The following is a 22732-nucleotide window of genomic DNA, read 5'->3' as shown; positions in this document are numbered from 1 at the left end:
CCGCTACTTTTCAACTGTACGAGTTCACGCTCTGGACAATGACGGTCACCACCCGTGAACTTGAATGCGGGAGGTGACCGCGATGGTGAGTCACGAAGAGGGCGGCGACGGCGAGGTCGAGCCGGACGGCGACCTGCGGAACTTCGGGGAGACCGCGAAGGCCTTCCGCAAACGCGCGGGACTCACGCAGGAGCAACTGGCCGAGCACGTCCGGTACTCGGTCCAGTACGTCGGCTCGGTCGAGCAGGGCCGACGGCACCCGTCGGTGAAGTTCGTGAACCGGTCGGAGGAGGCACTGGACGCGTTCGGGGTCATCCGCATCGCCGCAAGACAACTGAACCGCAAGCGAGGGCTGGCGAAGTGGTTCAAGAGGTGGGCAGAGCTGGAGAAGGAGGCGATCGCCCTCGATACGTACGAATGCCGCTCGGTTCCAGGGCTGTTACAGCCCGAGTCGTACGCGTGGGCGCTGATAGGGGACGTTCTGCCGCTACCCACCCCAAAGGAGGTGGAGGCCCGCATCGCAGCCCGCCTAGAGCGTCAGCAGATCCTCTACCGCACTCCGTACGCACTGTTCAGTTTCATCCTCGACGAGATCGTGATCGAGCGACAAACCGGCGGACCGGAGGTGACGCGTCACCTGATCGACCACTTGGTGGAGTGCGCACGGCTACCGAACGTCGACCTGCAGATCATGCCGAAGGTGAGCCCCCACCACGCAGGGCTCGGCGGCCCCTTTCGCCTCCTCGAAACCGAGGACAACGAGTGGTTGGGCTACAGCGAGGGCCAGCAGTCGGGCCGGGTCCTATCCGACGCAAAGGACATCAGCCTGCTCCATCAGCGGTATGCCAAACTTCGCATCCAGGCCCTCAATCCGGCTGACAGCACGGGCCTGTTGATGCGAATGCGAGGATCCCTGTGAACAGCTCTCCCTTGCGGTGGTTCAAGAGCAGTTACAGCAGCGGTGACGGCGACGACTGCGTCGAGGTCGCCGCATGCGCCGACGCCGTCCACATCCGGGACTCGAAGCTGACGGCGAGCCCGGAACTGGCCGTGCACCCCACGACCTGGGCTGCGTTCCTGGGCGGGGTCACCGGAGCCTGAGCTCCGGCCGGCCGGGGTCAGAGGGAGTGCGGGGGTTTCCCGGCAGTCCACTGTCCTTCCGTGTCGGTCCGGGCCGTCAAGGGCGCTCCCTTTGGTCGCGTCGCTTCGCGATGGCCTTCGGCCACCCTTGACTGCCCGGCCCGCCCCGGAATGCCATAAGACTGCCGGGAAGCCCCCGAAGGAACGGTCAGGGGGACGGCCAAGCCCATGGGTGCGTCAGGGATGCCGACCCTGCCACCCGGTTCGGCCCACTCCCCAAGAGGCACCGCGCACCCCTTCCCGCACCCAGGCAGCCCAGCCCACACCAGACAGCGATGAGAAGCCCATGCAGCGCAGGGTGACGCGTCAGATCGCTACGCGCTCCTCTCGGCTTGGCGTCCGCGGGCCGTCCGGGGCCGGTGTCAGTGGGCCGGTTCGAGATGGTCGGCGCTCAGGTGGGCGGCGAGGAAGCGGGCGGCGCGGTCGAGTGCGGCGTCCGCCTCGTCGAGGCGGCCGTAGTGGTGCTGGAAGACGTGGGGGAGGCCGGGGCCGACTTCGAGCGTGACCTCGACACCATCGGCGCCCGCGCGGCCGGCCAGGCGGACCGCGTCGTCGAGGAGCAGCTCGTTCGCTCCGACCTGCACGAGGAGCGGGGGAAGTCCGGTGAGGTCGGCGAACACCGGGCTGGCCAGGGGATGCGCCCTGTCCCCTGCGCCGACGTAGAGGTCGGCGCAGGCGCGCACGTCGGCCTCGGTGAATATGGGGTCGACGCTCTCCTTGGAACGGATGCTTGCGCCGGCGAGCGTGAGGTCGACCCACGGGGAGAAGACGACCACGGCGGCCGGTTGCGGCAGCCCGGCCTCCCGGGCGGCGAGCAGCGTGGCGATGACCAATCCGCCACCGGCCGAGTCACCGGCCATGACGAGGTCTCGTGGGTCGGTGCCCGATGCCAGCAGCTCGCGGTAGGCCGCGAGCCCGTCTTCGACAGCCGCGGGGAAAGGGTGCTCGGGCGCCAGCCGGTAATCCACCGACGCCGTGCGGAGCCCGGCGCGGCGGGCCAGTTCACCGACCAGCCCCGCATGGGTGTCCGGCGAGCCGATGACGAAACCGCCGCCGTGCAGGTAGAGCAATCGGCCGGAGGCTTCGGCCGGCTCCAGTTCCAGGGTCGGCCGCCCGCCCAGGACGGTCCTGCGGGTGACCACGCCCTCCGGTGCAGGACGGGTGACAGCCGCGGCGAAGCCGATGCGCTGCTCCTCGAGAGTGGGCGGCACCTCGCCGCGAGGGGCGGAACGGAGTATGGCGTCCAAGGCGTCGCGCTGCTGTCTGGACATGAGGGGCCTCCATGGGTTGGGGTGCGAGGATGGATTCCTTGGAATCCATCTAACGACTCAACCGGATTCCAAGGAAGATGATCCCCAGGAATCTATTGGAAGGCCAACGTGAGCCACATCACTCCGATCTTCATCGATCTGGTCCGCGTCGAGACCCGGCTCTACAACGCCGTGAGCGCCCGCCTGCAGGCCGAACAAGGCCTGGGTCTTGGCTCGTTCGAGCTCTTGGAGATCATCGACCGCGTGCCGGGGTGTCGCGTGCTCGACATCGTCGGCGAATTGGCGATCACCGTGGGGGCCGTCAGCAAGGCCGTCGACCGGCTGGTGGCTGCGGGCTGGTGCCTGCGGGTCGCACACCCCCAGGACCGCCGCTCGTCCGTACTCCGCCTCACATCCGCGGGTGAGGTGCAGCTGGCCGCCTCCCGCCCCATCGTCGAGAGCGAGCTCGCCTCACTGACCGCGACGGTCCCCCCTGACGACCTGGCCCGCATCGCCTCGACCCTGGCCACCCTTCGCACAAACCTCGAGGCGAGCTCCCACGGCCGGCAGGGATGAGGACCCACAGACCGCAGGCGCCCGATAGAGCACCCATGGATGACGTCTGGGCGGCCTATGTCCGGCCACAGACGGTCGCCGGACGCTGAGACGTGAGGAGCGCGTAGCGATCTGCTGCGTCCCCCCGTCTCTTGGCTGGGCGTGGTGGTCCGGGAAGGGGAGGTGCTGACCGCAGGGCCGCCGATCGGCATCTCCGAGATGGCCGCTCCTGCTCGGTATCCTCCCGGCCATCCTTCGGGGGCTTCCCGGCAGTCTGTTGTCTTTCCGGGGCGGGGCGGTCGGTCAAGGGTGGAGCGCAGCGACATCGCGGAGCGACGCGAACGAAGTGAGCGCCCTTGACGGACCGACCCGACACGGAAGGACAGTGGACTGACGGGACGCCCCCGAACACCATCCCGACCCCGAGCACACAAGTCCCGCCCCCCGAAGCCCCCGCCCCGCCCGCTATTTGAGGATCGACTCGTCGAAGGCCCTTTCCGACCAGGCCATCGTGTTCAGGTCCATCACCCAGGCCCTGCGCTGGAGTCCCGTGGTGGCGGCGGTGTGGAAGTCCTTTCCGTCGATGCGGAACTCCGTCCTGTGCACCTTGCCGTCCTGCCCCCAGACGATCTCCGGGACCCAGACGCAGTCACATGCGCGGGTGCGGACCCTGAGGTCGATGTGGAGCGTTCTGCCGTCCGCCAGTTCCTGGGGCAAAGAACTGCCCGCCGTCACCCTCACGGTGGCGAAGTCTGCCGTCCCATCGAGGTCGGCCGCGGCCTCCAAGGTCGCCGGGCCCTCCCCGCACTGTCCGCTCTGCAAGCCGACCAGTGTCGCCGTGGCAGCGGCAGGCGCCGGGCTCCGCTTGAGGATCTTGATGCGCAGTTCCTTGACCAGCATCGGCCTGCTGTCGACGGGCTGCACATCGATGACCAGGTGCGTAATGCCCGGATCCGCGGCCGTGCGCTCGTTGATGAGAGCGGGATCGGGCTGGTTGTCTTTACCGACGGGAAGCGACCCGAAGGCGCTGGGCGGCTTGTTCACCACCCACGCCTTCCACGGGCACAGGTACTCCTGCTGATACGAGATGCCCTGCTTCTCCGCTTCCGCCTGCCCGGCCGACGGCATGGGCGAAGGGGCGCCCTGCGCGGGCGTCACGGTCGCGGGCGGCGAGGAGACGGCGGACGACTGCGGGGCCGGCACAGTGGTGACAGCGGCCAGGGGCGAGCGGGTGCCCGACACGTACAGGGGCGGCTTCTCGTCCTCGAACAGGTCGCCGATCCAGCCGAAACCGGCGGCGATCGCCAGTCCGACGGCCGCCACGATGACCGGGGCGATGATGTACGTGGCGGTGAAGTTACCGTCGCCCAGCGGCAGGAAGCGTCTCCACCGGGCGCTGTCGCCCGCCGCCTGAGCGGGTTGCCGCTCTGCGGCGGGATCAACCTCCGCGGGGGCGGGCGGGTCCGCCTGTCGATCCGGGCTCTCCGGCGCGCCTCCGGATGGTTCCGGTGACTCGGATGGTTCCGGTGGTTCAGGCGATTCCGACGGCTCCGGTAATCCCGGCGTCGGAGCAGAGCTCTCCGGCATGCGCACCTCCTGGGTGGCCGAGATTACAACCGGCGGGCGGCGCTTGGTGGCCGATCGGAGAGACACGGCCGCACCGCCTACCGCGGCCAGAACTGCGCCAGTGCCGCCTCCTTGTACGGGGTCGGGGTGACGCTCAGGTCGCCTGCGAAGGGGCGGTCCAGGGCCATCACCAGCAGCAGGCTGAAGCCGATCAGCCCCGCCACCGCCGAGACGAACAGCAGCTGCATCTTCAGGCTGCGCAGTCCGAACAGGAAGGTGAGCGGCAGGATCACGAGCGCGCCTCCGTACACCAGCACCTGGAGCAGCACCGGCAGGGACGTTTCCGCCATCGTGATGCGGGCGCGGCGCTGCGCCGCGACGTCGTTGAGGCGGCCCACGGCCTCCTCGTAGAAGGTCTCGTTGCGGGCTCCGGAGGGCTCGTACGCCTGGAGCGCCTGGTACAGCCCGTGCGTCTGCTCGGCGGTCGCTTCGTAGCTGGGGCGGCCGTCCCGCATCATCGGCCACTGGATCTCGACGACGGCGTGCACGTAGTCGCCCACCGCCCGCTCCACGCGGGCGCGTTCGGCCGGCGGGAAGGACTCGGCGCTGCGGACGACGAGGGCGAGGTCGGTGGCCTCGGTCGCGACGACGGTCTGGGTGCTCTCCAGCTGGGTCCAGAGTGTGACGACGACGAAGGCGAGGATGATGCCGTAGATCGCGCCGAACATGCCGAGGGCGACGCCGACCATCTCGTTGTGCTCCCCGCCCGCCAGGTGCGGGAAGCGGCGGCGGGCGGCGAGGCTGCCGCCGACGGCGAGGGCGACGAAGCCGCCGACGAGGAGGACACCGAGGGTGAACGTGCTGAAGGTGTTGAGCAGCCACAGGATCATGGCCTGCTCAACGACCGACTCCTCCTGAGGGCCCGCCGCGACGGGCCGCGTTCAACGGCCGCGCTCAGCGCACCGACGGGGCCTTCGGGAGCCCGTCGAGGGCGCTGCCCGCGCCCGCGAGGGAGGAGTCGGTGGCGTGGGTGGCGGAGCCGGCGGCCGAGGCGGTCACGGCCAGGGCCGTCTTCGTGTCGTCCACGGCCTGGCCGGGGTGGTTGGCGATGTCGGTGATGCGCTTGGTGACGGGCTGCCCCTCGATGGTGGGGCCCTTCGTGTCGGCGTGGGCGGCGAGGGGAGTCAGGGCGAGGGCGGCGCCGCTGGTGAGGACCAGGGCGGCGAGGCGGCGCTTCATGACGTTCATGCCGTACCCAACGACCCGCCGCCACCCAGGGTCACCGCCGGGCCCCCTTGGGTTGACCCGGCGTTGGTCCGCGGCCCGGAGCGGGGGGATCGATCCGGGCCGCGGGGGACTTCTCCAGTGTGGGGCGGGGTCAGTCTTCGACCACCAGGGCCGGGGTGGACTTTGTCAGGATCGCCCCGCGGAAGAAGGCCGGGCTGCGGCGTTCCGTGATCAGCATGATCACCAGGCCGAGGGCCAGGAGGCCGACGCCGATGACGAAGACGCTGCCGACGCTGAGGACGGTGGAGCCGGAGCCGTACGACGGGTTCCACATGTCGATCAGGGTCTTGAGGAAGACGGCGGCGAGCAGGAGCCCGCCGAGGACCGGGAAGACGCCCTTGAAGAACAGGTCCCGGGCGGAGCGGCGCAGCTCGCCGCGGAAGTACCAGGCGCAGGCGAAGGCCGTCAGGGAGTAGTAGAAGCAGATCATCAGGCCGAGCGCGAAGATCGTGTCGGTCAGGACGTTCTCGCTGACGAGCGTCATCACGGTGTAGAACGCGCCGGTCGCGACGCCCGCCATGACGGTGGCGCGGCCCGGGGTCTTGAAGCGCGGGTGGACCCTGGCGTAGGAGGCCGGCAGGGCCTCGTACGTGGACATGGCCAGGACCGTGCGGGCGACCGGGATGAACGTGGTCTGCAGCGAGGCGGTCGCCGAGGCGAGGACCGCGACGAAGAGCAGGATGCCGAGCATCGGGCCCATGACCGGGCCGGCGAGGGCGGCGAAGACGTTGCCGGAGGTCTCCGGGTTGCCGAGGCCGAAGCCGACGGTGCCGGAGCCGACGGCCATCTGGGCGGCGATGCCGGTGGCCAGGTACGAGCCGACCAGGACGACCATCGCGATGAGCGAGGCCCGGCCGGGGGTCTTGGCGGAGCCGGTGGTCTCCTCGTTGGTGGCGAGGCAGGCGTCCCAGCCCCAGTACATGAAGATCGAGAGGGAGAGTCCGGCGGTGAAGGCGCCCATGGACTCGACCGCGAAGGGGTTGATCCACTGCCAGGAGAAGTCCAGGCCGGTGTCGAAGGTGCCGGCCGAGGCCTTCTGGAAGGCCATCGCGACGAAGAGGGCGAGGACCGCGAGCTGGAGTCCGACCAGGGCGTACTGGACGCCCTTGGTGGCGGTCATGCCGCGGTAGCTGATGGCGGTGGCCGCGGCGATCAGGGTGAGGCAGGTGGCGATGTGGACGAGCTTGCTGTCGTCCAGGGCCGCGATCGACGGATTGCCGGTGATCTCTCCGGCCAGCAGCCAGAAGTACGAGGTGGCGACGCCGGCCAGGTTGGACAGCACGATGATCGTGGCGATCACCAGGCCCCAGCCGCACATCCAGCCGATCCGCGGGCCGAAGGCCTTCACGGTCCAGGTGAAGGAGGTGCCGCAGTCCGGTACGGCCTTGTTGAGCTCGCGGTACGCGAAGGCGACGAGGAGCATCGGCAGGAAGCTGGCCAGGAAGACCGCCGGCATCTGGACGCCGACCTCGCCGGCGGTGGAGCCGAGGGTCGAGGTCAGGCAGTAGACGGGGGCGACGGTGGAGATGCCGATGACGGCGCTGCCCATCAGGCCCACGGAGCCTTTGCCGAGGCCCTTGCCGCGCACGTCGCCCTCGCCGCCCCCGGCGCCGGCGACGCCGCTCACCGTGTCTCCGACCCGAGGCCGTACGTCCAGCTGTGTCATGGGTCGAGACGTTAGAGGCTGCGTTTTCCATATCCGGACGGATTGACTCCGAGCGGCTACCGGCGGGAACACCTTCGAATCCAGACCTTGCGACGGTTCATTAACCCGCAATGAAAGGTTCATGCGCGTGTCCGCCCCCTGCTCACCAGGGAGCGGACACCGCGTTCCGGAATGCGGAAACCGCAGCAGTACCCCTTTTGTGCCGATCTGAACTTTCCCGTGTGACCTGGGTCTCAGGCCGTCCAGACGATCGACTGCATCTCGCTGTACGCGTGCAGGGCGTACGAGCCCACGTCCCGGCCGACACCCGAGCGCTTGAAGCCGCCGAACGGAGCCTCCATGTTCCGGCCGATCGTGTTCACGCCGACCCCGCCCGCGCGCAGCCGCCGCGCCACCCGGAAGGCGCGCGCCGCGTCCCCGGACCACACGTAGCTCAGCAGCCCGAAATCGCTGTCGTTGGCCAGCCGGACCGCCTCTTCCTCGCCACCGTCGAAGGGGACGACCACGACCACCGGGCCGAAGATCTCCTCCCGGACCACCCGCATGTCGTTCGTGCAGTCCACCAGCAGCGTCGGCGCCACGTAGAAGCCGCGGCCGTCCCCGACCACCGGCCGCTCGCCGCCGTACGCGATCCGCGCGCCCTCCTTGCGGCCGAGCTCCACGTACGACTCCACCCGGTCCCGGTGCGCGGCCGAGATCACCGGGCCCACCACCGTGCCCGCCACCGCCGGGTCGCCGACCTTCATGAAGGCCAGGTAGCCGGTCAGCTTCTCCACCAGCCGCTCGTACACCGACCGGTGCACGATCACCCGGGTCGGAGCCGTGCAGATCTGGCCGGAGTAGAAGGAGAAGGTGGTGCCGATCCCCATCACCGCCGCGTCCAGGTCGGCGTCCTCGAAGACGACCGCCGCGCCCTTGCCGCCGAGCTCCATCAGCTGCCGCTTCATGGAGCGGCCGCAGACCTCCGCGATGCGCTGCCCGACGCCCGTGGAGCCGGTGAACGACACCATGTCCACGTACGGGGAGTCCACCGCGGCCTCGCCGACCTCGACCGACGCACCGCAGACCACGTTCACCACGCCGGCCGGGGCGCCCGCCTCGTGCAGGGCCTCGGCCATCTTGAACACCGACAGCGGATCCTGCGGGGCCGGCTTCACCACCACCGTGTTGCCCATGGCCAGGGCCGGGGCCACCTTGCCCGCCGGGTTCGCCCACGGGTTGTTGTACGAGGTGATGCAGGTGACCACGCCGACCGGCTGGCGCACCTCCAGCGCGCCCAGGATGCTCGCCTTCCCCATCGGCCCGGCCTCGGTGACCTGCGGGGGCAGTCCTCGCTCGACCGGTTCGAGCGCGCCCTTCGCGTACCGCCTGAAGCGCGCGACCCCGACCCCGACCTGCATCCCGCGCGCGATCCCGGTCGGCGCGCCGGTCTCGGCCCGGGCCAGGGCCGACCACGGCTCGTACTCGCGCTGCATGATGTCCGCGGCCCGGTCCAGCACGGCCGCCCGCGCCTCGGGGGTCGTACGGGACCAGGTCTCGAAGGCTTCGGCCGCCGCGCGCGCCGCCTCCTCGACCTGGGCGCGTGAGGCCTCGGGCGCGAGCCCCACCACCGATTCGTCCGCCGGGTTGACGACCTCGTAGTGGCCGCCGGCGGGCTCGACCCACTCCCCGCCGATGTACAGCTTCTGCTCCACCGGCTCGCTCAACGCGTGCTCACCGTCCTCGTGTCGCGGCCCGAGCGGAGCACGATCCCGGGGATCGCCCCCGTGACCTGGTCGTCGCGGATGGTCTCGACGCCGTTGACGCGTACGGACACGATGCCGATCGCGCGGGCGTCCAGCCGCGGGCTGTCGCCGGGCAGGTCGTGGACGAGCGTTGCGGGGCCGGCCTCGATGCGCTCCGGGTCGAACAGCACCAGGTCCGCGTGGAACCCCTCGGCGATCCGGCCGCGCTCGCGCAGCCCGAACAGCTGCGCCGGGTCGTCGGTGAGCATCTTCACCGCCTGCTCCAGCGGCACCAGCTTGCGGCCGCGCAGGCAGTCCCCGAGGAAGCGGGTCGTGTACGGGGCCCCGCACATGCGGTCCAGGTGCGCGCCGGCGTCGGAGCCGCCGAGCATGACGTCCTCGTGCTGCCAGGTCTCGGCGCGCAGGGCCCAGCTCGCCGGGTCGTTGTCGGTGGGCATGGGCCAGAGCACCGTACGCAGGTCGTCGTTGGCGCAGATCTCGACCAGGCACCGGAAGGGGTCCTGGCCGCGTTCGGCGGCGATGTCGTTCACGACGCGGCCGGACAGGCCCTCGTTCTCCTTGCTGTACGTGTCCCCGATGACGTAGCGGCCGAAGTTGGCCAGGCGCCGGAAGACCCCGGCCTCCTTGCTGTCGGCGCGGCGCAGCATCTCCGCCCGTACGCCGGCGTCGCGCAGCTTCGCGATCCGCTCGGGCACGGGCAGGCCGAGGATCTCGCCCCAGCCCGGGATCAGGTTCAGCGCGCAGAAGGTGCCGAGCGACATGTTCATGGGGGTGAGGATCGGCATGGTCAGCGCGACGATGCGGCCGCCGGCCTTGCGGGCGCGCTCGCTCGGTATGAGCTGGCGCGGGACCCGTTCGGGCACGGCCGCGTCGATGGTGAGGACGTTCCAGTTCAGGGGGCGGCCTGCGGCGGCGCTCATCTCGACGAAGAGGTCGATCTCCTCGTCGGCGAACTGGTCGAGGCAGCCCGCGACGATCGCTTCGAGCTGGGTGCCCTCGTGTTCGGAGACGGCCTTCGACAGCGCGAGGAGCTCGGCGGGCTTGGCGTGCCGGGAGGCGACGGGTGCGCCGTCGCCGTCGGAGTGGGTGGCGGACTGGGTGGTGGACAGGCCCCAGGCGCCCGCGTCCATGGCGTCGTGGAAGAGGTCGAGCATCTGCTGCATCTGCTCGGGGGTGGGCTGTCCGCCGACCGCGTCGGCCCCCATGGCGTGCCGGCGCAGCGCGCAGTGGCCGACCATGAAGCCGGCGTTGACGGCGATCCGGCCCTCCAGGGCGTCGAGGTACTGGCCGAAGCCGGACCAGGTCCAGTCGACGCCTTCCTCCAGGGCCTTGAGGGCCATGCCCTCGACCTTGCTCATCATGCGCCGCGTGTAGTCGGCGTCCTCGGGGCGGTCCGGGTGCAGCGGGGCCAGGGTGAACCCGCAGTTGCCGCCGGCGACGGTGGTGACGCCGTGGTTCATGGAGGGGGTCGCGTACGGGTCCCAGAAGAGCTGGGCGTCGTAGTGCGTGTGGGGGTCGACGAAGCCGGGGCACAGCACGAGCCCGGTGGCGTCCTCGGTGGTCCGGGCCTCCTCCGTGACCGTGCCCGGCGCGCCGATGACGGCGATCCGCCCGTCGCGCAGGCCGACGTCCGCCGCGCGGGCGGGGGAGCCGGTGCCGTCGACGACGGTGGCTCCCTTGATCAGGTGGTCGAGCATGACGTCCCCTCTGCCGGTGTTCGTATTGCTGGCCGTCGTCCCGGGGCTGCGTCCCGGACGGGCTGCGTCCCCGACGGGCTGCGTCCCCGACGGCCTGCGCCCGGATGCTGCGCCCCGGACGCCCGCGTGCCCCGGCCGGGGGCCGCCGGGCCGGCCGCGGCCTCGGCATGACCTCCGGCCGGGGCCGGTGCGGGGCGGCGGTCCGGGAAGACGCCGCCCCCGTACTCCCCGCCCGGTCAGACGGCCTGGCGGAAGCGCGTCGTGCGGTGGACCGGATCCGTGTCGATCTTCGGGATCACGTGCTCGCCGATGAGCTTGACGGTGTTCATCGTGTCCTCGTACGAGACCCCGGTCGGCAGGCCGAACGACAGCTGGTCCGCCCCCGCCTGCTCCCAGCGCTTGCACTGCGCGAGCACCTCGGAGGGGTCCCCGCAGATCAGCAGCTCCTCGGCGATCAGCAGCTCGATGATCTCCGCGTTGTACTCCGGCAGCGTCTCGGGCCACTGCGGGATCGCCTCGGGCCGCGGGAAGGTGTCGTGGTAGCGGAAGACCAGCGACTGGAAGCGGTTCATGTTCGCGTTGACGGCGATCTCCACCGCCTTGTCGTGCGTCTCGGCGCAGATGGCAGTGGAGGTGACCATCACGTTGTCGTTGACGAACGCTCCGATGGCCTTGGCCTCCTGGATGGCCGTCTTGTACTGCTCCAGCACCCACTCCATGTCGGAGACCTTCTGGACGCTGAAGCCGAGGACGCCGAGGCCCTTCTTCGCGGCCATCGCGTACGAGGAGGGGGAGCCGGCGGCGTACCACATGGCCGGGTGGGCCTTGCCGTACGGCTTGGGGAAGATCTTGCGCGGCGGCAGCGACCAGTGCTTGCCCTGGAACCCCTCGTACTCCTCCTGGAGGAACATCTTGGGGAACTCGGCGATGGTCTCCTCCCAGATCTCCTTGGTGGCGTTCATGTCCGTGATGCCGGGCAGGAACCCGAGGATCTCGTGGCTGCCCGCGCCGCGGCCGGTGCCGAACTCGAAGCGGCCCTTGGAGAGGTGGTCGAGCATCGCGACCTTCTCCGCCACCTTGACGGGGTGGTTGACCGGGGCGAGCGGGTTGAAGATGCCGGAGCCGAGGTGGATGCGCTCGGTGGCGTGGGCGAGGTAGGCGAGGAAGACCTCGTTCGCCGAGAGGTGCGAGTACTCCTCCAGGAAGTGGTGCTCGGAGGCCCAGGCGTACTTGAAGCCGGACTTGTCGGCCTGGATGACGTACTCGGTCTCCTCGATCAGCGCCTTGTGCTCTGCCTCGGGGTCGACCTTGGACCGCGCCTCAGGCACGTATCCCTGCACGAAGAGCCCGAATTCCAAGGGGGTTCACCGTCCTTTGATTTCTGACGTGTCGTCAGATTCGATGAGTCGACTGTTCCACCGCGGAAGCGGGAGCGTCAATACCTGACGCTCCATCAGATGACTGTCGGACGCCCGTCGGACGGAGGTCACATGATGCTGACGCCCGCCATCCAGCCGCCGTCGATGACGAACGGCTGGCCGGTGATGTACGAGGAGTCCTCGCTGCTCAGGAACAGGGCCAGCCTGGCGACCTCGTCGGCCCGGCCCACCCGCCCCATCGGCACGACCCGCCCGTAGAGCTCCGCCATGGCGTCCCGCGCCTCGTCGCTCATGTTCGCCGGGTCCAGCAGGCCGGGGTTGGCCATCGGAGTGTCCACCGCGCCCGGGCACATCGCGTTGACCCGGATGCCCTTGGCGGCCAGCTCCAGCGCGGCCACCCGGGTCAGGCCGACGATCGCCGCCTTGGTCGCCGCGTACGCGCCCACGTACGCCATGCCCGTCAGGCCGGTGTACGAGGAGGTGTTGACGATGGTGCCGCCGCCGGCCGCCTCGATCTCGGGGGCGAAGGCCTTGATGCCGAGGAAGGTGCCGACCTGGTTGACCCGGATCAGCTGCTCGAACTCCTCCAGCGGGGTCGAGACCAGCTCGTTGAAGCGCAGGATGCCGGCGTTGTTGACCAGGCCGTCCACCGGGCCGAAGGCCTCCTTCGCGGTGGCGACGGCGGCGGCCCAGTCCTCCTCCCGGCTCACGTCGAGCCGTACGTAGCGGGCGCGGTCCTCGCCCGTCTCCTCGGCTATCTCCTTGGCGACGGCGGCGCCCTGCTCGTCCAGCACGTCGCAGAGGAGCACCTTGGCGCCCTCGGCGGCGAAGAGCCGGGCCTCCTGCTCGCCCTGGCCGCGCGCCGCGCCCGTGATGACGACGACGCGCCCGTCCAGCTTGCCCATGCCCGTACTCCCAGTCGTCGAGGTGTTCAGTCGTCGAGGTGTTCAGTCGTCGAGGTGTTCAGTCGTTGAGAAGGGGGCCGACCTCGGCCCCGAACGCGGTGATCTGGTCGGTCAGTTCGGCGCGGTCGCGGCTGCGGAAGCGGACCTGGATCTGGTCCACGCCGAGCGCCTTGTACGCGCGCAGGGACTCGGCGAGCGCCTCCGCCTTGCCCGTGAGGGTGCGCCGGCCGGTGTCCCAGCCGGGCTCGCCGACGTACAGCGCCTCGGTGATCGCGCCGAACTCGATGGGGTCACCGACCCCGGCCGCCGCGCGGAGCTCCTTGATCCGGGCGATCTGCGCGGGGAGCTTGTCGCGCGGGTCGCCCTGCGGGAGCCAGCCGTCGCCGCGCACGGCGGCCCGGCGGACGGCGGCGGGCGAGGAGCCGCCGACCCAGACGGGGATGCGGGTCTGGGCGGGGCGGGGCAGCTGGCCGAGGTCCTTGAAGGAGAACAGCTCACCCTCGAACTCCGGGTACTCCTCGGGGCCGAGGGCCGCGCGCAGCGCGTCCAGGGTCTCGTCGAGGACGGCCCCGCGGCCGGCGAAGTCGGCGCCGAGGGCCTCGAACTCCTCCTGCACGTGGCCCGCGCCGACGCCGAGGATGAGCCGGCCGCCGGAGAGGTGGTCGACGGTGGCGTACTGCTTGGCGCTGAGGAGGGGGTGGCGCAGGCCGAGGATCGCGACGTGGCTGAGCAGCCGTACGCGCCCGGTGATCCCGGCGAGGAAGGCGAGGGTGGCCACCGGGTCGTACCAGACGGTGCTCATGGGGCCGGCGAGGCGGCGCGGGATGGCCACGTGGTCGCAGGTGGCGAGGTACCCGAAGCCGGCCCGGTCGGCGGCCCGCGCCACCTCGGCGAGGTCGGCGGCGGTCGCCGCGGCCTCCCAGGGCTCGGCGTAGATGGTGCTCTGCGACTGGATCGGGAGCTGCATCCCGTAGACCAGCCGGCCTTCCGCAAACACGCGCGCCATGCCGCCTCCGCTTCGTCTTCCGCCGCGGCCCGCCGACCGGGCCCGGCCGCCGACCCGCATCCCGCCGGCGCCGTGGGCCATCGTCGTAGCTGACGGATCGTCAGGCAAGGGGTACGGCGGAGCTCGATGCCCGTCGGGATTGCGGGTACGGGTACGTACCCGTATCTTCGAAGGACGGGAAGGAGTACGACCATGTCCGACGCGAACATCCGTATCCCCGAGGAAGCCAAAGACAGACTCGCCGCCATAGCCGCCGCCGAGGGGTTGTCGCTGCGCGCCTACCTGGCCCGCCTCGCCGAAACCCTGCTGACCCCGGCCGAGCGGGCGGAGCGCGCCGAGCAGGCCCGCGCCGCGCTGCAGGCATGGAACGGCTATGCCCCCACGGCCGCCGAGCAGCGGGATCTGGACAGCGAGCTGGACCGGCGCCTGGCCGAAGCGAGGAGTCGGTGACGGAAGTGCACATCGTGCTGGACGAGACGGCGATGGTGGCGGCGGGCCAGGGCAACGTGCTGGCGTCCCGCCTCATCCACCGCGCGCACGCCGAGTCGGGCTGGTTCCTGTACGCCCCCTCCTGCGCGCTGGTCGAGGCCGACCGGGCACGGCCGGGCACGGCGGAGCACCTCGCCGCCCTGCCCGGCATCACCATCCTCGACCTCGACCTGTCGGCCGCCCTGGCCGTCGCACGCCAGGAGACCTGGGCAGCAGCCCACAGCCAGTACGCGGCCCAGCCCACCCCCGACCGCCCCGACGGAGCACTCGTCGCCACGACATCGCCGAAGCGTTGGGAAGGCGAGCCCGTACGCGTCCTCGACCTCAACCCGTAACCACGACGCCCGGCGTCATGCGCGTGGCGAGGCGAGGCGAGCAGTCCGGGGGGATGTGCGGGCACGGCGGGTTGGTTAGGGTGCGCGCGTGGATCTGTTTCTGACGCTGGTCAGCGGAGTGGCGTGGACCGTCGTGTACGTCGAGGCGATCCGGGTCGGACTGCGGGACCGGACGTACGCGATGCCCGTGGCCGCGCTCGCGCTGAACTTCGCGTGGGAGGCGACCTACGCCGTGGGCGAGTTCCGCGCCGGAGTGTCCCCCCAGGGCGTGGTCAACGTGGTGTGGGCCCTCGCCGACGTCGTCATCATCTGGACCTACCTGCGCTTCGGGCGCGCCGAGCTGCCCGGGTTCGTGACGCGGCCGCTCTTCACGGCGTGGAGCGTGCTCGTGTTCGGCAGCGGCTTCGCCGTGCAGTGGCTCTTCCTCGCGCACTTCGGGTCGCACGACGCGACCCGGTACGCGGCGTTCCTGCAGAACCTGCTGATGTCCGGGCTGTTCATCGCCCTCTACGCCGACCGGCGCGGGCCGCGCGGGCAGTCCCTCGTCATCGCCGTCGCGAAGTGGCTCGGGACCCTCGCCCCGACGCTGCTCTTCGGGGTCGTCGAGGACTCGCCGTTCATCCTCGGGCTCGGTGTGCTGTGCAGTGTCTTCGACCTGGCGTACATCGGGCTGCTGGTGCGGGGGCGGCGGGTTGCCGCCGTGCCGGCCGGTCCGGAGCCGGCCGGTCCGGAGCCGGCCGGTCCGGAGCCGGCCGGTCTGACGGTCTGATCCGAAAGACACGGCCTTGCGGTCAGAAGCCCGCCGGGCCCATCACGACGACCGGCTTCGCCGCCGGGTCCAGGGTGGTCAGGAGCTTCTTCATGGCTTCCTTCGAGATGCCGATGCAGCCCTGCGAGGGGCCGTTGTGGTCGACGTGGAGCCAGATGCCGCCGCCCTTGTCCTCGCCCTCCGGCTTGACCAGGTCCAGCGGGGAGAGCCCCGTCCGGCGGTTGTAGTCGATCGCGATGACGTACTCGAAGGCTCCCGCGAGGGACTCGCCGTTCACGCCCCGGCCGGTGGGGACGAAGAGCCGGTTGTGGTCGTACGGGAACTTCGTGCCCGGCGGCTTCTCCAGCAGGCCGCCGGCGTCCCGCAGGGCGAACACGCCCACGGGGGTGGTGAGATCCCCGTCCTCGCGTTCGCCGGAGTTCCAGCCGCTGGCGCCGTTGTGCGCGGGCCAGCTCTCGCTGCTGCGGACCCAGCCGGCGCCGGCCTTCGGCCGGGTGTAGAGGGTCGCCGTGGACTCCGAGGAGTCCCTCGCCTTGCCGGAGACGAGGAGGAGCTGGCGGGTGTCGGCCGGGATCCGGGCCCGGGTCTCGTCGCTGACTTCGGACAGGCCGTCGGAGGAATCGGGGGCCGCGGGCGCTCCGGGCGCTCCCGGCGCGCCGGCTGCTCCCGAGGCTGCGGGTGCGCCCGGCGCACCCGGCGCGCCGCGGGCCCCGCGGGTGGCGTGCGTGGCGCCGCCGGCCGGGGCGGAGTCGGAGGTGGCGCCCGAGGACGGCCTGCGGGCCGCGTCCCCCGGGCGGTCCCCGGTACGGGCCGAGGCGCTGGTGACGGGGTCGTCCTCCTGGACCGCGTACACCCAGCCGGCCCCGCAGGCCAGCAGGCCCACGGCGGCGGCGACGGCCAGCCGCCGCGGCGAACGGAGGCTGCGGGAGGTGAGGGACGTGAGGGATGTGAGGAACGTACGGGGACTGCGGGAGCCGGCTCGGGGGTGCTTGCTCATGCCTCCGACGGTACACACGCGATCATCAGGATTCCTGAGGCGACGCCGTCCGGTGCGGCGCAGGTGTGACCGGAAGGCGCACCCGGACCGTCAAACCGCCGCCCGGTCCCCGATTGGCCCGCACCACCAGTTTCGCGCCGTGCGCCCGCGCGATCGAGGCGACGATCGAGAGCCCCAGCCCGGCGCCCTCCCCCGCGGTGTGCTGCCGCTCGGCGCGCCGCCGGAACGGCTCCAGCAGCCGCGGCACGTCGGCGGGGTCGATCACCGGGCCCGTGTTGGACACCGTCAGGACCCCTTCGGCGGAGGTCTTCACGCTGATCCGCCCGCCCGGCCGGTTGTGCCGTACGGCATTGGCCAGCAGGTTCCGGACCAGGTGCCCCAACAGGGCCTGGTCGCCGACCACGCTCACCGGCTCAAGGCCGTGTACGAGGGTCGGCCCGGCGCCCCCGGCCGAGCCGCCCTCGGCCCCGGCCGCTTCCGTCTCCGCCAGCTCCGTCTCCGTGAGGGCCACGAGGTCCACCGCGGCGGTGGTCTCCAGGCCCTCCTCCGACACCGCGAGCAGCAGCAGCGACTCGACGAGGTGCTCGCTGGACTCGGCGACGCCGATCAGCTTGGACCGGATCCGGGCCACCTTCTCCGGCGGCGGGTCCCCGGCCAGCCCGATCTCGGCGGCCGCCCGCTGCACGGCCAGCGGGGTGCGCAGCTCGTGGGCGGCGTTGGCGGCGAACCGGCGCTGCGCCCCGACCAGGCTCTCCATCCGGTCGAGCATGCCGTCGAAGGTGTCGGCCAGCCGCTTGAGTTCGCCGGGCGGGGCCTTGAGGCCGATCCGCTCGTGCAGGTTCTCCCCCGAAAGGCGGCGGGCCGTCTCGGTGATGACGCCGACGGGCCTCAGCACGCGGCCCGCCATCCACCAGGCCAGCCAGATCGACGGTACGGCGAACACGGCGAGGGCGATGAGCGAGACGACCAGCAGCTCGTGGAGGGTGGCGCTCTCCACGGCGATGGAGAGGTTGCGGGTGGCGGCCCACGTCCGGAGCTGCTCCTGGGTGGGCGTGGCGGCGCCGGGCGGGAGCCGCTGGGCGGGGACCGCCTTGAGGGGTTGGCCTTCGACGGCGGCGCGTTCGAAGGCGGTGCCGGGGACGGCGGTGGTGACGGCCCCGCTGATGCGGGTGTAGAGGCCACCGCGCAGCAGGATGTTGATCAGGGCGATCAGGCCGCCGCCGGCCAGGACGAGCAGGGAGCCGTAGAGCGCGGTGAGACGGGCGCGCTCGGAATGGAGCACTGCTCTCATCGCGGATCGGTGATCGGATCGGATCGCTGATCGGACCGGCACCCGGACCCGCGATCCGGTAGCCCGCCCCCGGCACCGTCTCGATCAGCTGCGGCTCCCCCAGCTTGGCCCGCAGCTTGCTGAGGGTCACCCGTACGGCATTGGTGCTGTACGAGGTGTCCTCCTCCCACACCTGCTCGATCAGGTCGTCGTTGCCGAGCACCGCCCCCTCCGCCCGCAGCAGCGCCTCCAGCACCGCGAACTCCTTGCGCGACAGCGCCAGCCGGTGCCCGTCGCGGCTCGCGCTCCGCCGCGCGGTGTCCACGGCGATCCCGCACCGCTCCAGCACCGGCGGCAGGGCGGGCCGGGTGCGCCGGCCCAGCGCCAGGACGCGGGCGAGGAGCTCGTCGTACGCGAACGGCTTGGTGAGGTAGTCGTCGGCGCCGAGGCCGAGCCCCTCGACCCGGTCCCGTACGGTCCCGGAGGCGGTCAGCATCAGGACGCGGGTCAGCAGCCGCTCGCGCACCACCTGGCGGCAGACCTCGTCCCCGTGCAGCCCGGGCAGGTCGCGGTCGAGGACGAGGACGTCGTACTCGCCGAGGCGCAGGCGCCGCAGGGCCTCCGGGCCGTCGCCCGCCTCGTCGACGGCCAGCGCGTCGCGGCGCAGCCCGTCGGCGATCATCTCCCGGAGGAATTCCTCGTCCTCCACCACCAGAACTCGCATGCCGCCCTCTTTACCGGAATCTCGTATTTCCTCGTCGTAAGCAAGATCGGAGAGAGAAGCGAAACCCGCCCCGGGTGCAGGGTCTGGCGCATGAATCGATCCATGACCATGACCACGGCCGCGGCGCTCACCGGCCTGACCCTCTTCGTGACCGCGTGCACGGGCGGTGTCGGTTCGGACGCGAAGGACGGCAAGGACGGCAAGGGCGGGAAGGACGGCGCGTCCACGAACGCGTCGGGCGGAGGTGGCGGCGCGGCCAGTGGCGCCGACGCCGACAAGGCGCTCAAGACGCGCAAGTGCCTGCGCGAGCACGGCATGGACGCGCCGGACCCGGAGCCCGGGCAGGACCCGCGCGGGATGACGCTGGGCTCGGGCAGCGAGGACCCGGAGGCGGTGAAGAAGGCCTTCGACGCGTGCGGGCTGCAGGCCCCCGGGTCGGGCCGGATCTCGCAGGAGGACAAGGACAAGGCCCTGAAGTGGGCCAAGTGCATGCGGGACAACGGCGTGAACATCCCCGACCCCGAGTTCAACGGGGGCGCGATGAGCGCGACCAAGATCCCCGATGGCCAGGAGCAGGCCTTCCAGGAAGCCCAGAAGAAGTGCGACACCGCGTGAGGCGGCGCGGCAAGTGGCTGCTGGGCTCGCTGGCCGTCGTACTCGCCGTCTCGGGCGGCGGGTACGCGGTGACGGCCGCCCAGCCCCGGTCGGACTCCGACGGCGCCAAGGACCGGCGCGCGGACGGGATGCCGCAGGCGACGGCCCCGGTCACCCGCGGGGACCTCGGCTCGGGCCTCACGGTCGAGGGCACGCTCGGCTACGCGCAGGAGCGCAAGCTGGCCGCGGGCGGCCCCGGGGTGCTCACCTGGGCGGCGGGCGCGGGCACGGCGATCGAGCGGGACGGGAGGCTGTACGAGGTCAACGGCAAACCGGTGCGGCTCATGTACGGGAGCACACCCGTGTACCGGCAGATGAAGACCGGGGACAAGGGCGAGGACGTCAAGCAGCTCAAGCGGAACCTGCAGGCCCTCGGGTACGGGACCGGGCTCGACCCGGAGGACGGCACCTTCACCGCGGGTACGGCGACGGCGGTCAAGCGCTGGCAGAAGGCGCACAAGGCGGCGGAGACGGGCGAGGTCGGCAAGGAGGACATCGCGTTCGCGGCCGGGCCGCAGCGGGTGCAGAAGAACGACACGGCGGTCGGCGACGAGCCGGCGCCCGGCAAGCCGGTGATGACCCTGACCGGGACCGAGCGGATGGTCCGCTTCCAGCTGGACGTGGCCAAGGCGGGCGCGGCGAAGACCGGCGACAAGGTGACCGTGCAGCTGCCGGGCGGCGGCACGGCCACCGGGAAGATCGACTCGGTGGGCAGCACGGCGAACCCGGACGACCCGAACGGCGGCGGCCCCGGCGGCGGGGGCGGAGGGGGAGGCGGAGGCGGAGGCGGAGGCGGGAAACCGAAGGTCGAGGTGAGCGTGTCCCTGGACGACGCCTCCGGGATCGAGGGCCCCGACCAGTCCCCGGTGTCGGTCCGGCTCACCGGCGAGACCCGCAAGGGCGTGCTCTCCGTACCGGTCAACGCACTCCTCGCGCTGTCGGGCGGGGGCTTCGGCGTGCAGGTGGTCGAGGGCGGCGCGGTCCGCGACGTACCCGTGGAGCTCGGCATGTTCGGCCAGGGCCGCGTCGAGGTCAAGGGGGACGCCCTCAAGGAGGGCATGCAGGTGGGGATCCCCAAGCAATGACGGCGGCGACAGTGAGTACGGCAGAGAACAGGCACGCGCGCGCCGTCGTGGAGCTCGCGGGCGTCACCAAGGAGTACCCCGGCGGGGTCCAGGCCCTTCGCGGGGTGGACCTCACCGTCCTGGGCGGCGAACTCCTCGCCATCGTCGGCCCGTCCGGCTCCGGGAAGTCCACCCTGCTGCACATCGTCGGCACCCTCGACCGCCCGAGCGCCGACGCGGTCGCCATCGCCGGGCACGACATCGCGACCCTGTCCGACCGCGCCCTGTCGGCGCTGCGCTCGCGCCATGTCGGGTTCGTCTTCCAGTCCTTCCACCTCGTACCGGGCATCAGCGCGCGGGCGAACGTCGCCGAGGGGCTGCTGTACTCCGGCCTCTCGCGGGCCGAGCGCGGCCGGCGGGCGGAGCGGGCGCTGGGGCGGGTGGGGCTCGGGGACCGGATGGAGCACCGGCCGCACGAGCTGTCGGGCGGGCAGAAGCAGCGCGTGGCGATCGCCCGGGCGGTGGCGGGGGAACCGGACCTGCTGCTGGCCGACGAGCCGACGGGCGCGCTGGACTCGGCGTCGGGGCGGTCGGTGATGGAGCTGCTGCACGAACTGAACGCGGACGGGGCCACCATCGCCGTGATCACCCACGACCACGAGATCGCGGCGAGCCTGCCGCGGCAGGTGCGGATCCGGGACGGGGAGATCGTGGCGGACGTGTGGAACGACGTACGGAGCACGGCGGGGGTGGCGCAGCGGTGAGGGCCTCGCGAAGGCTGACCCCGGCCCGGCTCGGCCCCCGTGACGTCCTGCACGTCGGCTCGGCGGGGCTGCGCTCGCGCCCGATGCGGGTGTTCCTGTCCGCGCTCGGCATCGCGATCGGCATCGCGACGATGATCGCGGTCGTCGGGGTGTCCTCGTCCAGCCAGGCCAAACTGCTGCGGGAGCTCGACAAGCTGGGTACGAACATGCTGGTGGCGACGCCGGGCCAGTCGATGTTCTCGGGACAGGACACCAAGCTGCCGAAGGAGGCCCCGGGCATGATCTCCCGTATCGAGGGGGTCGAGTCGGTGGGTACGACGGGTGATGTCGCGCAGTCCGTACGACGCTCGGAGAACATCCCGAAGGAGGAGACGGGCGGCATCGGCCTGAAGGCGGCGAAGGACGACCTGCTGGAGGTCCTGCGCGCGCGGATGCAGAAGGGCACCTGGCTGAACGGAGCCACCGGACGCTACCCGTCGGTGGTGCTCGGGAACGTCTCGGCGGAGCGGCTGGGCATCACGGAGCCGGGGCAGCAGGTGTTCATCGGCGGCCGGTACTTCACGGTCATCGGCATCCTGGAGCCGATCCCACTGGCCCCGGAGATCGAGCGCTCGGCGCTGATCGGGTGGGAGGCGGCGGAGCAGCTGCTCGGCTTCGACGGCCACCCGACGTCGATCTACGAGCGCTCCGCGGACGACCGCGTCGCAGCGGTCCGCGGCCTGATCGCCCCGACGGCCAACCCGCAGTCGCCGAGCACGGTGTCGGTGACGGACCCGTCGGCGGCGCTGCAGGCGAAGGCGGCGACGGAGGGCGCGTTCAGCACGCTCCTGCTCGGCCTGGGCGGGATCGCCCTGCTGGTGGCGGGGTCGGGGTGGCGAACACCATGATCATCTCGGTCCTGGAGCGTCGGCACGAGATCGGCCTGCGCCGTTCGCTGGGCGCGACCAAGGGCCAGGTCCGCATCCAGTTCGTGACGGAGTCCCTGCTCCTGTCGGGCCTCGGCGGCTTGGCCGGCATCGCCCTCGGCGCGGCGGCGACGGCGGCCTACGCCCACGCGGGCGACCTCCCCTGGGTGGTCCCCCTCTGGGCGGTGACGGGCGGCTTCGCCTCGACCCTGGCGATAGGCACCCTGGCCGGCCTCTACCCGGCGGTCCGCGCGGCCCGGCTGTCACCGACGCTGGCGCTGCAGGCGGGGTAGGGGGTGCCGCACTCGGGGTCGGGTGGGTCGGGCGGGGGCTTCGGGGGGCGGGCGGGACTTGTGTGCTCGGGGTCGGTGGTGTGTCCGGGGGTTTCCCGTCAGTCCACTGTCCTTCCGGGGCGGGTCGGTCCGTCAAGGGCGCTCCCTGCGGTCGCGTCGCTCCGCGATGGCCTTCGGCCACCCTTGACCGACCGCCCCGCCCCGGAAAGACAACAGACTGCCGGGAAACCCCCGAAGGAATGGCCGGGAGGTTCATGTCCAGGGACGGGCCC

General features: G+C 71.5%; 20 protein-coding genes and 2 pseudogenes. 9 read left to right on the top strand and 13 right to left on the bottom strand.

Annotated features, from left to right (window positions below; all coding sequences use genetic code 11):
• The first annotated feature begins 64 nt into the window (after positions 1-64).
• Together ACFXGI_RS35920 and ACFXGI_RS35915 are read left to right on the top strand one after the other, a co-directional pair.
• Positions 65-919 (top strand): Scr1 family TA system antitoxin-like transcriptional regulator, encoded by an 855-nt coding sequence (locus ACFXGI_RS35920; protein WP_384716320.1) that lies wholly within the window; start codon positions 65-67, stop codon positions 917-919.
• Positions 916-1101, top strand: coding sequence for a DUF397 domain-containing protein (locus ACFXGI_RS35915; RefSeq protein ID WP_384716317.1), 186 nt, complete (start codon positions 916-918; stop codon positions 1099-1101). The genes ACFXGI_RS35920 and ACFXGI_RS35915 overlap by 4 nt, the downstream gene beginning before the upstream one ends.
• A gap of 401 nt (positions 1102-1502) precedes the next feature.
• Here ACFXGI_RS35915 and ACFXGI_RS35910 read toward each other — a convergent pair whose 3' ends face one another.
• The gene (locus ACFXGI_RS35910) at positions 1503-2411 is read right to left on the bottom strand and encodes an alpha/beta hydrolase (protein ID WP_384716314.1); all 909 of its coding nucleotides are present in this window, start codon (positions 2409-2411) and stop codon (positions 1503-1505) included.
• 108 nt (positions 2412-2519) lie between these two features.
• On the opposite strand from ACFXGI_RS35910, the gene ACFXGI_RS35905 reads away from it, so the two are divergent.
• Complete coding sequence (locus tag ACFXGI_RS35905; protein ID WP_384716311.1) at positions 2520-2966, top strand: MarR family winged helix-turn-helix transcriptional regulator; 447 nt, start codon at positions 2520-2522, stop codon at positions 2964-2966.
• A 444-nt stretch (positions 2967-3410) separates the two neighbouring features.
• Here ACFXGI_RS35905 and ACFXGI_RS35900 read toward each other — a convergent pair whose 3' ends face one another.
• From ACFXGI_RS35900 to ACFXGI_RS35860, 9 genes are all read right to left on the bottom strand, one after another.
• Positions 3411-4532, bottom strand: coding sequence for a hypothetical protein (locus ACFXGI_RS35900; protein WP_384716308.1), 1122 nt, complete (start codon positions 4530-4532; stop codon positions 3411-3413).
• Between the two features lie 77 nt (positions 4533-4609).
• On the bottom strand, positions 4610-5401 hold the full coding sequence (locus ACFXGI_RS35895) for a DUF4239 domain-containing protein (protein ID WP_384716305.1): 792 nt from the start codon (positions 5399-5401) through the stop codon (positions 4610-4612).
• Positions 5402-5465: 64 nt separating this feature from the next.
• Positions 5466-5759, bottom strand: coding sequence for a hypothetical protein (locus ACFXGI_RS35890; protein WP_030865536.1), 294 nt, complete (start codon positions 5757-5759; stop codon positions 5466-5468).
• Positions 5760-5889: 130 nt separating this feature from the next.
• Positions 5890-7464: an APC family permease gene (locus ACFXGI_RS35885; protein ID WP_384716302.1), complete on the bottom strand. Its 1575-nt coding sequence runs from the start codon at positions 7462-7464 to the stop codon at positions 5890-5892.
• Positions 7465-7697: 233 nt separating this feature from the next.
• The gene (locus ACFXGI_RS35880; RefSeq protein WP_384716299.1) at positions 7698-9170 is read right to left on the bottom strand and encodes an aldehyde dehydrogenase family protein; all 1473 of its coding nucleotides are present in this window, start codon (positions 9168-9170) and stop codon (positions 7698-7700) included.
• Positions 9167-10906, bottom strand: a complete 1740-nt coding sequence (locus tag ACFXGI_RS35875; RefSeq protein WP_384716296.1) for an amidohydrolase family protein — start codon at positions 10904-10906, stop codon at positions 9167-9169. Before ACFXGI_RS35875 ends, ACFXGI_RS35880 begins: the two co-directional genes overlap by 4 nt.
• A 236-nt stretch (positions 10907-11142) precedes the next feature.
• Positions 11143-12264: an LLM class flavin-dependent oxidoreductase gene (locus ACFXGI_RS35870; protein WP_384716293.1), complete on the bottom strand. Its 1122-nt coding sequence runs from the start codon at positions 12262-12264 to the stop codon at positions 11143-11145.
• Positions 12265-12392: 128 nt separating this feature from the next.
• A complete protein-coding gene (locus tag ACFXGI_RS35865) occupies positions 12393-13190 on the bottom strand; it encodes an SDR family NAD(P)-dependent oxidoreductase (RefSeq protein ID WP_384716290.1) in 798 nt (265 codons plus the stop codon).
• A gap of 58 nt (positions 13191-13248) precedes the next feature.
• Positions 13249-14196: an LLM class F420-dependent oxidoreductase gene (locus ACFXGI_RS35860; RefSeq protein WP_384716287.1), complete on the bottom strand. Its 948-nt coding sequence runs from the start codon at positions 14194-14196 to the stop codon at positions 13249-13251.
• A 192-nt stretch (positions 14197-14388) separates the two neighbouring features.
• Between ACFXGI_RS35860 and ACFXGI_RS35855 the strand changes: the two genes are divergently transcribed.
• From ACFXGI_RS35855 to ACFXGI_RS35845, 3 genes are all read left to right on the top strand, one after another.
• Positions 14389-14646, top strand: coding sequence for a hypothetical protein (locus ACFXGI_RS35855; RefSeq protein WP_384716284.1), 258 nt, complete (start codon positions 14389-14391; stop codon positions 14644-14646).
• A 5-nt stretch (positions 14647-14651) separates the two neighbouring features.
• Positions 14652-15020 carry a hypothetical protein gene (locus ACFXGI_RS35850; RefSeq protein ID WP_384716357.1) on the top strand — a complete coding sequence of 123 codons (369 nt, stop codon included), beginning with the start codon at positions 14652-14654 and terminating at the stop codon, positions 15018-15020.
• Positions 15021-15108: 88 nt separating this feature from the next.
• Positions 15109-15789, top strand: coding sequence for a hypothetical protein (locus tag ACFXGI_RS35845; protein ID WP_384716281.1), 681 nt, complete (start codon positions 15109-15111; stop codon positions 15787-15789).
• Positions 15790-15811: 22 nt separating this feature from the next.
• Here the strand turns inward: ACFXGI_RS35845 and ACFXGI_RS35840 are convergent, their stop codons facing one another.
• The 3 genes and pseudogenes from ACFXGI_RS35840 to ACFXGI_RS35830 form a co-directional block, all read right to left on the bottom strand.
• Positions 15812-16786 (bottom strand): L,D-transpeptidase family protein, encoded by a 975-nt coding sequence (locus ACFXGI_RS35840; RefSeq protein ID WP_384716278.1) that lies wholly within the window; start codon positions 16784-16786, stop codon positions 15812-15814.
• 25 nt (positions 16787-16811) lie between these two features.
• A complete protein-coding gene (locus ACFXGI_RS35835) occupies positions 16812-18077 on the bottom strand; it encodes a sensor histidine kinase (RefSeq protein WP_384716276.1) in 1266 nt (421 codons plus the stop codon).
• 46 nt (positions 18078-18123) lie between these two features.
• Positions 18124-18780: pseudogene (locus ACFXGI_RS35830) on the bottom strand (response regulator transcription factor); the annotation flags it as partial.
• A 599-nt stretch (positions 18781-19379) separates the two neighbouring features.
• Here ACFXGI_RS35830 and ACFXGI_RS35825 point away from each other — a divergent pair.
• The 3 genes and pseudogenes from ACFXGI_RS35825 (at position 19380) to ACFXGI_RS35815 (ending at position 22460) form a co-directional block, all read left to right on the top strand.
• Complete coding sequence (locus ACFXGI_RS35825) at positions 19380-20519, top strand: peptidoglycan-binding protein (RefSeq protein ID WP_384716273.1); 1140 nt, start codon at positions 19380-19382, stop codon at positions 20517-20519.
• Positions 20516-21262: an ABC transporter ATP-binding protein gene (locus ACFXGI_RS35820; RefSeq protein ID WP_384716270.1), complete on the top strand. Its 747-nt coding sequence runs from the start codon at positions 20516-20518 to the stop codon at positions 21260-21262. The genes ACFXGI_RS35825 and ACFXGI_RS35820 overlap by 4 nt, the downstream gene beginning before the upstream one ends.
• A gap of 14 nt (positions 21263-21276) precedes the next feature.
• A pseudogene (locus tag ACFXGI_RS35815) lies at positions 21277-22460 on the top strand (ABC transporter permease).
• Positions 22461-22732: the final 272 nt, after the last annotated feature.

The sequence above is a fragment of the Streptomyces sp. NPDC059355 genome (assembly GCF_042752335.1).
GTDB lineage: Bacteria > Actinomycetota > Actinomycetes > Streptomycetales > Streptomycetaceae > Streptomyces.
The sequence above is the reverse complement of the archived record's forward strand: the minus strand, read 5'-3'. Positions and strand labels throughout refer to the sequence as shown.

Coding starts and splice junctions, on each gene's coding strand:
- ACFXGI_RS35920 (WP_384716320.1), top strand. CDS start 65: ATGCGGGAGGTGACCGCGATGGTGAGTCACGAAGAGGGCGGCGACGGC.
- ACFXGI_RS35910 (WP_384716314.1), bottom strand. CDS start 2,411: ATGTCCAGACAGCAGCGCGACGCCTTGGACGCCATACTCCGTTCCGCC.
- ACFXGI_RS35900 (WP_384716308.1), bottom strand. CDS start 4,532: ATGCCGGAGAGCTCTGCTCCGACGCCGGGATTACCGGAGCCGTCGGAA.
- ACFXGI_RS35895 (WP_384716305.1), bottom strand. CDS start 5,401: ATGATCCTGTGGCTGCTCAACACCTTCAGCACGTTCACCCTCGGTGTC.
- ACFXGI_RS35890 (WP_030865536.1), bottom strand. CDS start 5,759: ATGAACGTCATGAAGCGCCGCCTCGCCGCCCTGGTCCTCACCAGCGGC.
- ACFXGI_RS35885 (WP_384716302.1), bottom strand. CDS start 7,464: ATGACACAGCTGGACGTACGGCCTCGGGTCGGAGACACGGTGAGCGGC.
- ACFXGI_RS35875 (WP_384716296.1), bottom strand. CDS start 10,906: ATGCTCGACCACCTGATCAAGGGAGCCACCGTCGTCGACGGCACCGGC.
- ACFXGI_RS35865 (WP_384716290.1), bottom strand. CDS start 13,190: ATGGGCAAGCTGGACGGGCGCGTCGTCGTCATCACGGGCGCGGCGCGC.
- ACFXGI_RS35860 (WP_384716287.1), bottom strand. CDS start 14,196: ATGGCGCGCGTGTTTGCGGAAGGCCGGCTGGTCTACGGGATGCAGCTC.
- ACFXGI_RS35855 (WP_384716284.1), top strand. CDS start 14,389: ATGTCCGACGCGAACATCCGTATCCCCGAGGAAGCCAAAGACAGACTC.
- ACFXGI_RS35840 (WP_384716278.1), bottom strand. CDS start 16,786: ATGAGCAAGCACCCCCGAGCCGGCTCCCGCAGTCCCCGTACGTTCCTC.
- ACFXGI_RS35835 (WP_384716276.1), bottom strand. CDS start 18,077: ATGAGAGCAGTGCTCCATTCCGAGCGCGCCCGTCTCACCGCGCTCTAC.
- ACFXGI_RS35820 (WP_384716270.1), top strand. CDS start 20,516: ATGACGGCGGCGACAGTGAGTACGGCAGAGAACAGGCACGCGCGCGCC.